Source organism: Thermocoleostomius sinensis A174 (genome assembly GCF_026802175.1).
Classification (GTDB): Bacteria; Cyanobacteriota; Cyanobacteriia; order Elainellales; family Elainellaceae; genus Thermocoleostomius; species Thermocoleostomius sinensis.
Genome location: NZ_CP113797.1, coordinates 666,451 through 681,114 on the forward strand (window position 1 = coordinate 666,451; position 14,664 = coordinate 681,114).

16 protein-coding genes are annotated in these 14,664 nt (G+C 49.2%); 8 read left to right on the plus strand and 8 right to left on the minus strand.

Annotated elements, in window-relative coordinates; genetic code table 11:
* Window positions 1–68: 68 nt before the first annotated feature.
* Window positions 69–344, minus strand: a complete 276-nt coding sequence (locus OXH18_RS02830) for a hypothetical protein (protein WP_268610906.1) — start codon at window positions 342–344, stop codon at window positions 69–71.
* 236 nt (window positions 345–580) lie between these two features.
* Here OXH18_RS02830 and OXH18_RS02835 point away from each other — a divergent pair, with 236 nt between their 5' ends.
* The 3 genes from OXH18_RS02835 (at window position 581) to OXH18_RS02845 (ending at window position 4,147) form a co-directional block, all read left to right on the plus strand.
* Complete coding sequence (locus OXH18_RS02835; protein WP_268610907.1) at window positions 581–925, plus strand: hypothetical protein; 345 nt, start codon at window positions 581–583, stop codon at window positions 923–925.
* A gap of 71 nt (window positions 926–996) precedes the next feature.
* A complete protein-coding gene (locus OXH18_RS02840) occupies window positions 997–1,350 on the plus strand; it encodes a hypothetical protein (protein ID WP_268610908.1) in 354 nt (117 codons plus the stop codon).
* A 169-nt stretch (window positions 1,351–1,519) separates the two neighbouring features.
* Window positions 1,520–4,147, plus strand: coding sequence for a M1 family metallopeptidase (locus OXH18_RS02845; protein ID WP_268610909.1), 2,628 nt, complete (start codon window positions 1,520–1,522; stop codon window positions 4,145–4,147).
* A gap of 227 nt (window positions 4,148–4,374) precedes the next feature.
* Here the strand turns inward: OXH18_RS02845 and OXH18_RS02850 are convergent, their stop codons facing one another.
* Window positions 4,375–4,719 carry a hypothetical protein gene (locus OXH18_RS02850; protein ID WP_268610910.1) on the minus strand — a complete coding sequence of 115 codons (345 nt, stop codon included), beginning with the start codon at window positions 4,717–4,719 and terminating at the stop codon, window positions 4,375–4,377.
* A 439-nt stretch (window positions 4,720–5,158) separates the two neighbouring features.
* On the opposite strand from OXH18_RS02850, the gene OXH18_RS02855 reads away from it, so the two are divergent.
* Window positions 5,159–5,770 (plus strand): hypothetical protein, encoded by a 612-nt coding sequence (locus OXH18_RS02855; protein WP_268610911.1) that lies wholly within the window; start codon window positions 5,159–5,161, stop codon window positions 5,768–5,770.
* Between the two features lie 81 nt (window positions 5,771–5,851).
* Here the strand turns inward: OXH18_RS02855 and OXH18_RS02860 are convergent, their stop codons facing one another.
* From OXH18_RS02860 to OXH18_RS02875, 4 genes are all read right to left on the minus strand, one after another.
* Window positions 5,852–6,547, minus strand: a complete 696-nt coding sequence (locus OXH18_RS02860; RefSeq protein ID WP_268610912.1) for a glutathione S-transferase N-terminal domain-containing protein — start codon at window positions 6,545–6,547, stop codon at window positions 5,852–5,854.
* Window positions 6,548–6,576: 29 nt separating this feature from the next.
* Window positions 6,577–7,296 carry a hypothetical protein gene (locus OXH18_RS02865; protein ID WP_268610913.1) on the minus strand — a complete coding sequence of 240 codons (720 nt, stop codon included), beginning with the start codon at window positions 7,294–7,296 and terminating at the stop codon, window positions 6,577–6,579.
* Complete coding sequence (coaD, locus tag OXH18_RS02870) at window positions 7,179–7,757, minus strand: pantetheine-phosphate adenylyltransferase (protein WP_268610914.1); 579 nt, start codon at window positions 7,755–7,757, stop codon at window positions 7,179–7,181. The genes OXH18_RS02865 and coaD overlap by 118 nt, the downstream gene beginning before the upstream one ends.
* Window positions 7,758–7,988: 231 nt before the next feature.
* The gene (locus OXH18_RS02875; protein WP_315874655.1) at window positions 7,989–8,837 is read right to left on the minus strand and encodes an alpha/beta fold hydrolase; all 849 of its coding nucleotides are present in this window, start codon (window positions 8,835–8,837) and stop codon (window positions 7,989–7,991) included.
* A gap of 303 nt (window positions 8,838–9,140) precedes the next feature.
* On the opposite strand from OXH18_RS02875, the gene OXH18_RS02880 reads away from it, so the two are divergent.
* The 4 genes from OXH18_RS02880 to OXH18_RS02895 all read left to right on the plus strand — a co-directional run bounded on the left by OXH18_RS02880 (window position 9,141) and on the right by OXH18_RS02895 (window position 12,044).
* The gene (locus tag OXH18_RS02880) at window positions 9,141–9,329 is read left to right on the plus strand and encodes a hypothetical protein (protein WP_268610916.1); all 189 of its coding nucleotides are present in this window, start codon (window positions 9,141–9,143) and stop codon (window positions 9,327–9,329) included.
* Between the two features lie 452 nt (window positions 9,330–9,781).
* On the plus strand, window positions 9,782–10,201 hold the full coding sequence (locus OXH18_RS02885; protein ID WP_268610917.1) for a peptidylprolyl isomerase: 420 nt from the start codon (window positions 9,782–9,784) through the stop codon (window positions 10,199–10,201).
* 44 nt (window positions 10,202–10,245) lie between these two features.
* Window positions 10,246–11,487: a bifunctional ornithine acetyltransferase/N-acetylglutamate synthase gene (gene argJ / locus OXH18_RS02890; protein ID WP_268610918.1), complete on the plus strand. Its 1,242-nt coding sequence runs from the start codon at window positions 10,246–10,248 to the stop codon at window positions 11,485–11,487.
* Window positions 11,488–11,528: 41 nt separating this feature from the next.
* The gene (locus tag OXH18_RS02895; protein WP_268610919.1) at window positions 11,529–12,044 is read left to right on the plus strand and encodes a Ycf66 family protein; all 516 of its coding nucleotides are present in this window, start codon (window positions 11,529–11,531) and stop codon (window positions 12,042–12,044) included.
* Between the two features lie 66 nt (window positions 12,045–12,110).
* Here the strand turns inward: OXH18_RS02895 and metG are convergent, their stop codons facing one another.
* Together metG and OXH18_RS02905 are read right to left on the minus strand one after the other, a co-directional pair.
* A complete protein-coding gene (gene metG / locus OXH18_RS02900) occupies window positions 12,111–13,790 on the minus strand; it encodes a methionine--tRNA ligase (protein WP_268610920.1) in 1,680 nt (559 codons plus the stop codon).
* Between the two features lie 109 nt (window positions 13,791–13,899).
* Complete coding sequence (locus OXH18_RS02905) at window positions 13,900–14,460, minus strand: hypothetical protein (protein ID WP_268610921.1); 561 nt, start codon at window positions 14,458–14,460, stop codon at window positions 13,900–13,902.
* Window positions 14,461–14,664 lie beyond the last annotated feature (204 nt).

The window sequence follows — 14,664 nt, forward strand, 5'->3', positions numbered from 1 at the left end:
TTGCCCTGAGCGATCAATTCGTATAGGTTACAGGTACTTGCGTAATTTGAAATTGATCTGAGAGGCAACTAGTCATTGGAGCAGTGCACGGTGGTATCATCCTTGGCGATCGCTGGCTGATAATCGGTTCGTTCAGAGACTTGATTGTTAGAATGCACGAGTTCGCGTTGAGCCGCCTCAACAATAACGCGGCGCAGCCATTCAGTGCGATTCGGCAACGTTTGAATTAAGGCATGAATGGATGCCGGTAAACGGACTCCTACCACTTGTTTGGATAGGGGTTCGTCTCCCACTTGTGTGAAGGTTCCACCTTGAGATTTTTGCTTCGGATTCAACAGAGGCATAGGGTTTTCCCATCGTAGTACCCCTACCATGTTAACCCGCTTTTGTTGATATAGTACACTTAGTTTGTTAACGCGCTAGTTTTCGTAAGATTAATTTGTATAAAAAGACTATTTTTCTTCAAAAAAGCGTGTTAACCAATAAAGCCAATTTGTACTAGTCTTGCTATAATAAAAAGGCATAGAGATGGAGTTGCTCGATGATCAGTAACCTTCCCTCCGTTCATTCATTCAATCCAATGGCTACCCCTCGCTCTACCCGTGTTTGGTCTGCAAGTTCTGATTTAGATGCCTCTCCCCAATCGGCTTTACAAGATGCCGCGATCGAATTACAGGCTTATTTTTATCAACAAGAGGGCGAGATCTATCGGGTAGAGGATTTGCAGCGGGCCTTAGAGAATTGGCTAGAGCTTTCGATGGAAGCCTTGGTTGAAGATGCGTTGTTTCATGTGGTTGAGGGCGATCGATCGAGTGCATTTAATCGGTCTGCGTTCGAGTCGCAGATGAAGCGCCTCCGTCCTCTTGACCGTCCCGACGCAGCTACGGATGTTTGCCAGCCGATCTCAGCAGTGCATGCTGCATAATGGCTCATAGCTGTTCGATTGTCTAACGAGTTCTACCCTCCTCTAAATCCCTTTCTTTGCGAGAGACTCCTATGAAACTGATTGACTATCCAGCGGCGATCGCTGAACGGCAACGAGATTTACTGCAAGCGGACCAACGTATCCGTCGGTTGCAGGACACCTTAAATCGACATACGGCTGAGATTGATACTGCCATTGCATTTGATACAGAATTGCGCAACGATGCTCAGCGTAAAGCTAAACGCTTGGAACTGATGAATACCGCTGAATATCGGAAGGCTGTGGCAACACTGCAAATGGCTCAAGATGAACGGGCCGAAATTGAGATTGACTTAAGCCTGTTGCGCAACCAGTTTTCGGTATTGAAACTAGAAAAACGAGAAGCAATTGCCATCCGCGAATTGCAACTGGTGGATGCTGCTTAGCTAAAGCCAAGCTGAAAGGCAGGTATTGAGCACCGTTGAAACGCCCGTTTTGCAAGAACGAGCAGAGACCCAGTGAGACGATCTATCATTTATCCTTAGTACCCGATCGCTGTGTTGCACAGTGGGAAAGCGATATTGATTTTCACTAATGTCACTGGGTTGGTTCTCAATGCAAAACTTTTATTTTGATGATGATAATGGCCGCAAGTCGTTCGAGCTTCCAGGTGCTCGTCCTCACTATAATCCCGATCGTCCAGGACAAGTAGAGCATATTTTTCTGGATTTAGCCCTCGACTTGCCCACCCAAAGCTACTGCGGCAGTTGCACCACTCGAATTACCCCAGTGTGCAATGGCATCGAGACCTTAATGCTGGATGCTGTCAATTTACACATCGATTCGGTACAGGTAAATAATCTCAATCAAGCGTTTGATTACGATGATGAACGACTGTCTGTTCACCTGAGTCAACCAACTCAAGCCCATCAATCGATCGAATTGCGCATCGAGTACCACGTTGAACAACCTCAACGTGGACTTTATTTTATTGCCCCCACTCCCGATTATCCTCACAAACCCGTTCAGGTGTGGACTCAGGGCGAAGATGAAGACTCTCGCTACTGGTTCCCCTGTTTCGATTATCCTGGACAGTTGGCCACCTCTGAAATTCGCCTGCGCGTACCCAAACCATACGTTGCGATTTCTAATGGCGAATTGATTGCAACGCACGATGAAGGTGATGCCAAAATTTACCACTGGTTGCAGAAACAAGTGCATCCTACCTATTTGATGGCGATCGCCGTCGGAGATTTTGCCGAACTACGCGATGATTGGCAGGGGATTCCCGTTACGTATTATGTGGAAAAGGGACGTGAAGCCGATGCTCGTCGCACGATGGGCAAAACACCAGAAATGCTCGAGTTTTTCAGCCAAACCTTCGGCTATGCTTATCCCTTTCCCAAATATGCACAGGTGTGTGTTGAAGATTTCATCTTTGGCGGCATGGAGAACACGTCCACTACGTTGCTGACCGATCGCTGCCTTTTAGATGAACGTGCTGCCTTGGACAACCGCGCCGCTGAAGCGTTGGTCGCTCATGAATTAGCTCATCAATGGTTTGGCGATTTAGTGGTGATTAAGCACTGGTCTCATGCTTGGATTAAAGAAGGCATGGCTACCTATTCAGAGGTGTTGTGGACAGATCATCAGTATGGTGCTGAAGAAGCCGCCTACTATCGCCTCAACGAAACCCGCAACTATTTGTCTGAAGATGCATCTCGCTATCGTCGCCCCATTGTTACCCATATTTATCGTGAAGCCATCGAACTGTACGATCGTCATCTGTACGAAAAGGGGGCCTGTGTTTATCACATGATTCGGGCTGTTTTAGGTGATGAGTTATTCTTCAAAGCGATTCATACCTTTGTTCAAGATAATGCTCATAAAACTGTGGAAACTGTAGATTTGTTGCGAGCGATCGACAAAGCCACGGGCCGCAACTTGCAATTTTTGTTTGATCAATTTGTCTTTCGGGGCGGACACCCCGACTACAAAGTCGCCTATTCCTGGGATAGTGACAGCAACCTGGCGAAAATTACCGTCACACAAACCCAAGTCAAGGACAGCAAAAACGGCAGTAGCAGCAGTAACAGCGGCTTGTTTGATTTGAAAATTCCGATCGGTTTTGGGAAACATGAAAACGGAGATCTGCACACAAATCAGATTCGATCGTCAAGCTCATCCCTTCAGTGCTTCACTGTTCGTATTCATGAGCGAGAACAAACTTTCTATTTCCCATTGACCGAAAAGCCAACGTTTATCAGCTTTGATGTTGGCAATCATACGCTTAAGACGGTGGTACTGGAATATCCGATCGCAGAACTAAAAGCTCAACTTCAGCATGATCCCGATCCAATTTCGCGCATCTATGCCGCCGAAGCCTTGGCCAAGAAAGGAGGATTAGAGGCAGTCAAAACCCTGTCCGCTGCGTTGAAAGAAGACCCATTTTGGGGAGTGCGGGCAGAAGTCGCAAAACAACTGGCAGCAGTCAAACTCGACCAAGCGCTAGATGGACTGCTAGCAGGCTTGTCTGATCCCCATCCTAAAGTGCGGCGATCGGTGGTAGAAGCACTATCAGGACTTAAAACAGCAGCTAGCTATGCAGCCCTGAAACCCATCGCCGAACAGGGTGATGCCAGTTATTATGTGGAAGCGGCGGCCATTACTGGACTATGTGCAGTGGCTTCGATACAGCTAGACAACCCATCGCAAGAAGAAGAAGTGCTGACACTAGTGCGATCGATTTTGCAAACCCGATCGGGCTGGAATGAAACAGTACGCAGCGGTGCCATCAGCGGTCTCAGCAAACTAAAAACCTCTGAAGCAGCGCTGAACCTCATCTTGGAATACACTGTCTCCGGCACACCCCAAGCGCTACGGCTTGCTGCCATTCGCGCACTGGGTGCCATTTCTACTGGGCAAAACAACGTCAACCTGGAACGGATTTTAGTACGGTTAGAAGAACTGTCGCGTGAATCCCTTTTCCTGACACAAGTCTCGGTGGTTACAGCCTTGGGGCAAATGGAAACCAGCAAAGCGATTGGTATTTTGCAAGCCCTGGCAGATCAAACCCCCGATGGCCGAGTGCGTCGCTTGGCCGAAGAGGCAGTGCAACGGGTACAAAAGAGGATCGGCAAAGACCAAGCTGTAAAAAAACTCCAAGATGAATTAGAGCAGTTGAAAAAGGACAATCAGGAGTTAAAAAGCCGCCTAGAAACGCTGGAAGCCAAAAGTAAATAACCTACAATTTAATAAGTAGTTCAATGCAATCAGCCCAGACACTTTAACCCTAAACTGCCCTCCTCCCCCAACCCCTCCTCCCAAACCGAGCGACGGGGAGCCAGATTAACGTCCCGCTCTCAACGTAGGAGAGGGATTGAGGGTGAGGACTAAAGGGATTCAGCGGTCTCACAACAACTGTCCGAAGAATTGTTAATGAAGGTTGTTAATGAAGCTTCACCGTTGCGCTAAAGCGACGATCGAGACGGGAGAACAGTAGGCGTCCGATTGCTGGAAAGCGTTGCCCGGGATAGTTGATTCCGAGAAGCCGCTTGTTTCGACGGTAACGCTTCAGATGAAGCCCTCAGATCTGGAAACGCTTGCACTTGAGCAGGAACTGTCCGAGGCGAGATCGGCGAAATGAACCGCGCCATCAGCGGCACACAGCCAAAAATTGCAAATGTTCCACCGATCGACACCATGAAGAGTCCTGCCGCGAATAATCGCGATTGAATGGTTTGAGCTTTAGCCATGTGTGGGCTAGCAACGGGTAAGGGTTGGATTTGATTAGCACCAATTCGTTGAGGATTCATAAAACGATTGCCCCCTATCCTTGCATCTCTTCTAGTCTACCGTTTTATTAAGTTATGTATATGGCTTGGATCACTTTTTGGCGAGCTATCGGTTGAGCCTGTTACAGTCCTTTACTGCGCATTCACGTGAGCAAAGTATTCAGTAAAGTCTGGGTAAATTCACGGCTCTGGCGCTGCTTTTGATACATAGTTCTGTAACAATCAGGAAAACCAAAACATCAAGTCCTAGCGATAATTCGTTTTCAGGTTAGCGAGAGGACATGGACTAGACCCGATCGATCGGTAGCCTTTGTTCTGGATCTGAATAATTCTGGATCAACCTGTGAGCTAACCCCCAATGTGTCGGGCAACGAGAACCTGCGTTCATTCACCTCAGTGTATTCACTGGCACAGAACGCTAAATCGTTTCGTTGACTTTGTAATAGTGTGGAAGCCATCTATGGAAAAAGAAATTGCAATGGGCTTTGGAGTCAGTGTTATCTGCCTACTAGCGTCTTCGTTTGTTGCTCCGCCTCGAGAGAGTTTACCCAGTTCTTACCGATCGCTGTATCCAGTTCCCTCAGCACTCGCTGAAACATCAATCGATCGGTTGCCAGACGGTCACTACCATTTTTGCCAATCCGTGACCTTGGAAGCGACCACCGCTGATCGCTGTTTTCTCTTTCAAAAAGAAAATGATCGGATCATTGGGCAGTACCAGTCTACGGTTCCTTCAGATCCTAGTCAGACTCGTTTATGTCTAGAGGGGCAGGTGCGGGGCAATGTGATCAGTGGCAAAGCCACATATTTTTCCAACGATTTTGCCGACCTGATTCAGCAGCGTCCTGAACTGCAAGCCTCTGAATTAACTGCTTGGGATGTGACCGGTAACAGCGATGATTTACAAGTAGCCGCCGGACAGACCATTAGCTTAAAGTCTGTCAATCAGGATTCTACGGCGATCGAGTCGGTGCAGGCGATTCTTTTCAGCAAAGCCACGTTAGACCTCAGCGATTTTCAGCAGAACAGCACGGTGCCAGTGTCAGCTCCAACAAGTTGTGATGCTTCTTAATTTGTAGTGCTTAATTTGTGATGCTGGCGCGAAGGGCAGTGGTCTGTTCATGCCCCCATTCCTGCATCCTTGCCTACTTATCTACTTACTATCTCGCCTGCCCTGCCCAAATAAAATGGCTTTGGCTGCATCGCTCATGTCATTGACTTGATTAACCTCTTTGGCCTTGGCGTAGGCTCGCTGCACCGCTGGACGTGCTTGCATCGACTTGAACCAGCGCTGAACATTGGGAAACTCATCCAAGTTAATTTGTTGCCGCTCATGGGGCACAGTCCAGGGATAGCACGCCATATCTGCGATCGAATATTCTCCGGCAATGAAGGGGCGATCGATCAGTTGCGTGTCGAGCACTCCATAAAGCCGCTCGGTTTCTTTGACATAACGGTCAATAGCATAGGGAATTTTCTCAGGGGCATATTGGCTGAAATGATGATTTTGCCCCAACATCGGCCCCAATCCGCCCATCTGCCAAAATAACCACTCCATGACCTTGACGCGCTGCCGTACATCTGTGGGCAGAAACTTTCCGGTCTTCTCCGCCAGGTATTGCAAAATCGCGCCTGACTCGAACACGCTGATCGGTGCACCACCATCTGTCGGAGCACGATCGACGATCGCCGGAATGCGATTATTAGGGGAAATCTTGAGAAATTCTGGCGCAAACTGATCGCCCTTGCCGATGTCGATTGGATGAATGATGTAGGGCAATTCGGCTTCTTCCAGGAAAATCGTAATTTTGTGGCCGTTGGGCGTTGTCCAGTAATACAGGTCAATCATGACAGTTCCTCTAGATTTTCAGCTAGAATTCAGCGTCCTGGTCCTGGATAGCGATCGGCGGATGGCAATCGATTGGGGGTGAAGTTTGCCGCCGCTCGGTTGGTTGAGGGTTGATTCATTTGAATCTGCTGACGTCCGTTGCGCACCACTCGCATCATCTCGGCAAGCTGTTGTTCCATATCTTGCAGGACGCTGTCGGCATATTCGTCGGCTCCGCGTTGAATTTCTTCGCATTCGGCGATCGCCATTCGGTGCATCTCTTCTAAATCTTGCTGGGCTTGGCGGCGAATTTGTTCGATTTCAATCAGCGTTTGCTGTTGCATCTGCTCGCAATCTTGCTGCACCTGCTGACGAATGTGCTGAGCTTCCAATTCAGCTTGACGCACTAGACCCATTTCATCCAAAATTTGAGCAGCCCGCCGTTCTGCATCGGCAATAATTTCTTGGGCATATTGCTCTGCTTCTAGCAATACTTCCTCTTTGTGAAGAAGAATCTCGGTGGCTTCTTGAAACGCAGATGGCAAATTCAACCGCACCAAGTCAAGCTGGTCTAGCAACTGTTCTTCGTCTACCAGCGTGCGCCGACTCAGCGGAATCCGGGGACTGTCTAGAATTAATTCTTCTAGCTTGTTTAGCTCTTGCTGAATGTCGATTCCCCCGGTTCGGGTTGCCTCTCCGTAGATGGATCGATTGGGCGACCCTCCAGCATTGGGGCTGAGTTTTTGGTGGTTTGGGTCTTGGCGTAGCATCGGTAAATATCCAGGGCAACAGGTTGAGGAACGAGATGATCGATCGGGCCACCAAATCTAGCAATTTCCTTGACAACACTACTGCTTAGAAAGCTGTGTTCAGTCGAAGTGGCTAGAAAAACGGTTTCAATATCGTCGGAAAGGGTTTTATTGATATGGGCCATTTGCAGTTCCATTTCAAAATCGGACACTGCCCGCAGCCCTCTTAATAAAACCGTGGCGTTGCGCATTCGAGCGTAGGTGACGGTCAAACCATCGAAACAATCTACTTCCACATTGGTGAGATGCTGAGTAGACTGACGAATTTGCTCAGTTCGCTGCTGTACCGTGAACAACGGATTTTTGTTGGGATTGCGGAATACTACCACAATCACTCGTTCAAACAGCCGACATCCTCGTTCGATGATATCGAGATGCCCCAATGTAATGGGATCAAAACTGCCAGGGTAGAGTGCAATCACAGTTCAGCTAGCCATACTACTTTAAACAACACAGTTCAAACAACATGCTCGGCACAACAGGACACACCAGGACAAATTCGAGGACAAACCGCAAACGAGTCATCAAACGCCCAAGGTTAATGAGGGGATTATATCGGAGAGCTTTGCGATCGTCATGAGAACTCAAGCAATATATAAACAGACTGGCACATCTGTTGAAAGCCCCAATTTATCCGGGTTGCGAGCAATGGCCTAGACAATCTGACGGCGCAAAAATGTCAACAAGGCCTCATTGACTTTTTCGTGCCAATCTTCTTGAGGATAATGCCCCACCTCCTCCAATTCCACAAATTCAGCCGTTGGCAGCGATGACACAACTGCTTGAGCCGTTGCCACCGGAAGCCACGGATCGCGACTCCCCCAAGCAATCAGAGTCGGCTGTTGCCAAGTCGCTAACCCCGATTGAATTTCGCTCAAGGCGTTTGTCAGTTGTAGATTTTTCACCACGGCCAACAAAGCTCGTCCGGCGTCTGAACTTTTCAAGAATGGACGACGATAGACATCCAGATCTTTGTCTTCCACTTGGTAGCCGCCGCCACCTTCAAGCGTGCGATCGACCAACAGCGGATCTTGAGTTAGCATATCGCCAAGCAGGGGCAAGCCCAGTTGCTTCATTTTCCAGGGTAACTTGGCATCCGGAGACAGGGGCGCATTGAAGATGGCTAAGCGTTCTATCTGGTCTGGATGCCGCAGCGCATACTGTAATCCCACGGAGCCAACAAACCCTTGTACCACCAGCGAAAACCGATCGAGCTTTAAAGCCTGTAACCAGTCAGCGAGAGCCGTGATATAGGCATCAGGAGTATAAGCAAAGTCGCGGCGATCGGGTTTATCTGAAAACCCAAAGCCAATCCAGTCGGGAGCAATGGCCCGAAAACCTTGGTTTGCCAAGGCCGGTAACACATGGCGCCAACTGTAGCTTTGTGACGGTAAACCATGCAGCAACACAACAGGCGGCTTATCGCTGGCGTTAAGTGGCTCTGCTTCTCGATAAAACCACTGAAGGGAGCCGACTGCAATTGTTTTCTCCTGACTTGTCATTTGACTTGCCATTGACTTCACCCATGCGATCGTTGTTTGAGCTTACTGCTGTTAGAGGCGTTGAGCAAGCGGGAAGGGTGGGGAATCGGGAATCGGGAAATAATTTCATAGAGACAATCAAATCTGATTGTTCAGACAAATAAAATAAGTTTTCTATCAAGTTTTGTTACAAAGTTCATTTTGTAAATTTAGATACAGAATTTTCTGTTATATTTGATATGTGGAGGTTGATGACGCAGATCAGCGCGCCCTCTGAAATCAGTTCAGGACGTTCAAATCAGCTAATAAACAGAGAGGTTCACTATGTCTACGAGAGATCAGGCCCGGGCATTAATGATTCGCCATCATCAGATGATCAAGAATCGTCATCAGGCAATGTTGACTCGTGCAGCCGCTGAAGTTGGGTTAGATACGGTTGACTACGAAAGCCACATTCAAGGAAAGCCTTTGAATCGAGATGATTACGATCGCAGCAATGCCTCGCTCAGCTAGATGATTGATTGCTGAGTCTAGGTCAATGTTTCTTGAGATATGTCAAGAGTTATTAAAGCTTACAAATTTTGTAATGGTGGATGAGAGTGATATCGGGTGACACCTAGACTCTAAGTCATGGCTAGGTTTGGATGAATCGGCAAACCCTAATCATCATTGGGTGAATGGTTAGGCTAGCTCCCTTAGTGACTCGCTTAACATGACGCATCAACACCCGCTCTCTACATTCCGTTTAACCGTTCAGGTTCTAACCATTCAATCGTTCTAAGGTTAACGTCAGCTTGAATAGCACCGAGCAAGGGCGCTTCTTCAGCAGGAGGCGTTCTTTTTACTATGGGGCTTTTTACTATGGGGCTTTTCTGATGGGTTTTCCTAGCAGGGTTGCGCGAAACACCAAAGATTGACGTACACTAGGCTTCACGTCAGTCGATCGCAAAAGAGGGAATTGGTTTATGACTCGCGCCATTATGGAAACCGACAAGGGAACGATTCATCTTGATCTCTTTGACAACGATGCCCCCAACACTGTCAAAAATTTTGTTGACCTGTCCCAAAAGGGGTTTTATGATGGCTTGACGTTTCATCGGGTGATCTCTGATTTCATGATTCAGGGAGGTTGTCCACGAGGTGACGGACGGGGCGGCCCAGGCTACACCATTAAGTGTGAAATTAATCCGAATAAGCACGTGGCTGGTAGTTTGTCTATGGCTCATGCTGGTCGAGATACGGGCGGGAGCCAATTTTTCATTTGCCACTCACCACAGCCTCATCTGGATGGAGTCCACACAGTGTTTGGCCATACGGATGACATGGATGTGGTCAATGCCATTCGCAAAGGCGACAAGATTGTATCGGTGAAGATTGAGCAATAAGTGAGCAGTAAGACCGTTTAGAAGCAGTAGAGGAGTAAAGCACAATGGCGGACTGGCAGGTTGTTTCGGGAGGCATCACTGCACCGAAGGGGTTCAAAGCGGGTGGGATTGCCGCCGGGCTAAAACCTTCTGGTTCGCCCGATCTAGCGCTAATCGTGTCGGATGTGGATGCGATCGCGGCAGGAGTGTTCACCACCAGTCAGGTGAAGGCGGCTTGCGTCGATTATTGCCGTCAACGCCTGCAAGCGAAACCATCGGCCCGGGCAATTTTGTGTAATGCTGGACAAGCCAATGCGGCAACCGGGGCCCAAGGTTGGGCGGATGCGGTAGAAAGCGCCCAACTGACCGGACAAGCTTTGGGAATTTCACCGGAGTTGGTGCTGGTTGCGTCTACGGGGGTGATTGGGCAACGCATCAAAATGGAACAGATGCGCTCGGGAATTCCTAAGCTGGTGGAAACACTCTCAGATAATGGTTCTGATGCAGCGGCTAAAGCGATCATTACGACCGATTTGGTGACGAAATCAATCGCGCTGGAATTGATGCTGGATGGTCGTCCGGTGCGGGTGGGAGGGATTTGCAAAGGCTCTGGCATGATTCACCCAAATATGGCCACGATGCTGGCGTTCGTCACCTGCGATGCCGCAATTTCTCCGCACTTGTGGCAGGAAATGGTCAGCCGGGCCGCCGACAAGAGCTTTAACCAAATTACTGTAGACGGAGATACCAGTACCAATGATTCCTTGATTGCGTTGGCGAATGGTGAATCTCGCACACCAGCCATTACCGAATCGGGAGCGGAGTCCGATAAACTGGAAGCCGCTCTGACCGAGGTATGTATGCATTTGGCAAAGGCGATCGCCCGCGATGGTGAAGGCGCAACGTGCTTGATTGAAGTGCAGGTCTCTGGTGCACCCGATGATGCATCAGCCCGGCAAATTGCCCGAACGGTCGCGGGTTCGTCTCTGTTTAAGTCGGCGGTGTTTGGTCGTGATCCCAACTGGGGACGGATTGCTGCCGCTGCGGGGCGGGCGGGTGTGCCGTTTGAGCAAGACCATTTGCGTGTGCAGTTGGGCACGTTTTTGCTGATGGAACGCGGACAACCGTTACCGTTCGATCGGGCGGCAGCTAGTGCTTATATGAAACAAGCGGCGGCTGGGGCGTATCTGCAAGACGATACGGTGCTAGTAGCGATCGATATTGGCAGTGGTTCTGGATCAGGCATGGCCTGGGGCTGCGACCTCAGCTATGACTATGTCAAGATCAATGCAGAATATACAACCTAGCTTTCTGAAGTTTGCACAGACTGGCCTGAAGGAGCGATGTGATGCTGACTTATCTGCTGGCGATCGGGGTTGCGCTTGGTAGTTTTACCTTCTATATGATCGCCTTTTTTTTTCCAGAGCTTTACCGCAAACATGACTTGATTTGGAGCGGCGTGGGGCTATTTTATGCCTATGTACTTTGGAACTATGCCGAACGGATTCGTGGAGCCGTGCTGTTAGGGCAAATGAGTGCGATCGCCCTGATTGGCTGGTTTGGTTGGCAAACATTAGCCTTGCGCTGGGAACAAACCCCCGTAGAGCAACGGACTCATGTGCCGTTCTATCAAGATTCTTTCGGTAAAGTGGTACAAACCCAAACCGAGCAACTAATTACCTACCTGCAATCTGACGAATTTAAGTCAAAATTGCCCCAGAACTCTCAAGAGTTTTCGCAGCAAGCAACCCGCTTCTTGAAAACCGCCAAAGAATGGACGATCGCAGCCGTTGCTGCCGTTAAATCATCATTCAACTCTAAATCGATTGATTCAGCGAAATCAACCCTAGATGAGTATGAGTAGAGGATGAATAGCGGTGTGAGGATAGGGATAAAGGCAACGCTCAGGGTAGTTCCCAACCCCTAATCCCTACGCTCCGCCAAACCTCGATCGCAACTCGGCAATTTGATCATCGTCTAGTTTTTGAAACAGCGGCGGTGGCACATCAAAGGGACGATCGGGCAGCAGCGCCTGGAAATTAACGACATCCGTGAAAGAACTGCGGCGTTCAGACTCGTTCAAGTGAAGGGCTGCGCAGATGATGTCGCAAGTAAACGGAATGAACGGACTGGAGACGATCGCATAGATCCGAATTAGATTGATGCAGGTGCGGATGACAACCGCCGCTTCATCTTGGTCTTGCTTGAACAACGCCCACGGAGCACGATCGTCAATATATTGGTTGCCCACTGTCCATAAGGCGCAGAGCGTATCAGCCGCTTTGCGGAACTCCATATGATGCAGGTGATGACGCAGGGTTTCTACCATATCTCGGCAAGTTGCTTCTAGTTGCTGTTCGGCTGCGCCCGGTGTGCCACCCGCTGGAATTTTGCCATCAAAGCGCGAAGCGGCAAATTTGAGAATGCGGTTGATGAAATTTCCCAAATTATCTGCTAAATCTTTATTGACCTTGGTTTGCAATTGCTCCCAGGTAAAGGCCGAATCGGACGACTCAGGGGCAGAAGCCATTAGAGTATAGCGCCAATAGTCAGCAGGTAGCACTTCCAGTGCCTGATCGAGAAATACACCGCGTTTGCTGCTGGTAGAAAACTTGCCGCCATAGTAGTTGAGCCAGTTAAAGCCTTTGATATAGTCTGCCAGTTTCCAGGGTTCTCGGGTGCCCAAAATCATAGCAGGCCACATGATGGTGTGAAACGGCAAATTATCTTTGGCCATAAACTGCACATATCGCACATCATCATGGGGTTGCCACCAACTCAGCCAGTCGCGATCGTCTGCTTGCTGTCCCCAGGCTTTGCTCGCTGCCAAATAGCCGATTGGTGCATCGAACCAAACATAGAACACTTTGGTTTCAAAACCGGGTTTCGGAACCGGAACGCCCCAGCTAAGATCGCGGGTAATACAACGGCTTTGCAGCCCTTCATTGAGCCACTTTAACGCGATCGACTTGGTTAATATGGGCCAGTTGGTTTGCTGCTCTACCCAGCGGCGCACGGCGTCACTCAACTCATTCAGCTTCAAGAACAAATGCTTACTCTGCCGTACTTCTAGCTGAGTACTGCCGGAAACCGCCGATCGGGGTTCGATTAAATCAGTGGGGTTCAAGACAGAGGTACAGTTTTCACACTGATCACCTCTAGCGGCTGTATAGCCACACTTCGGACAGGTGCCAACGACATAGCGATCGGGCAAAAACCGTCCGTCCTCTGGCGAATACATCTGGCTAATTTCCCGCTCCTCAATAAAGCCGTTTTCGTCAAGCCGCTGATAAAAATGCTGCGTGAGTTCGTGGTTTTCTGGCGACGAGGTACGACCAAAATAGTCGAACGATAATCCAAAGCGGCTATACACATCGGCTTGGCGATCGTATTGCCGTTTGCAATAGTCTGCTACCTCTAAGCCTGCTTCCAGGGCAGCCAGTTCTGCGGGTGTGCCGTGCTCATCTGTGCCGCAAATGTAAAGCACCGTTTCGCCCTCTTGCCGCAAAAACCGAGCATACACATCGGCGGGCAACATTGAACCAACCAGGTTTCCCAAGTGTTTGATGCCATTAATATAGGGCAACGCACTGGTGATCAAATATCGCATACCTTTTTCCTTTACCTGACTGCTTCCATTTACATATCCGCTATCTTAGGGTAGCGCGGCAGGAACCAGAAGCAGTTATCTGAAGTCCGCAATCATTTCGGCAATCATCTCAGGCAGCGATCGATTCTTTACCCTGAGCCAAGTCAATATTGGCAATGGCACGCTGGGCCACGTTGCGCCAATCGGTTTGGGTGTCCCACGGGGCAAACACCAATTCCCCGCCGTCGGCATATACTCGACAAAACAGTACTTCTTCGGATTCAGCCGCTTGTACCTCAATCGTGATTGATCGCTGCAACTGTTGGGGGGTCATGGTGGCTAAGGCACTCAGCAACGATCGGCTGAAGTTAGAGTCGTAGCCAGCTTCCAAAATATAGGGGCGATCGGCTTGCACATGCAACTGCGTTTTCCAGGTATCCCGCCCCCGTCGTTCTACTTGTTTTAACTCCAGTTTTTCCACCACACAGGTCAACGCCGAATGAGGAATTAGCTGTGGCGATCGGTGCCCATCTTCGGACAGAAAATACCACAGGCCACCCTGCGATCGATTGCAGTAGATATACTTAGGACGCGGAGACTCCCCAAACCCTAGCTGACGCTTTTGCTGTAGTACATCAATGAGTTGCTGCAACAAGTCATTTTGCTGCGCAATCAAGTGCTCTAGGGACATAGGGTAGCCTCTCTAAGGATATTAATATAGTACATTAATACTATCATTTGGCGATCGTCAAGAGTCCGGTCAATCTACAAACCTGCCACATGGCTTGCAAGTTTATGGGCCGAATACCTGTAAAATGACGGTTTGTCGTCAGTTAGCTCGGGACTGGTCAGTGAGGAACTCGCGGAAAGAACTGACCCAATCGCGGCTGCCACT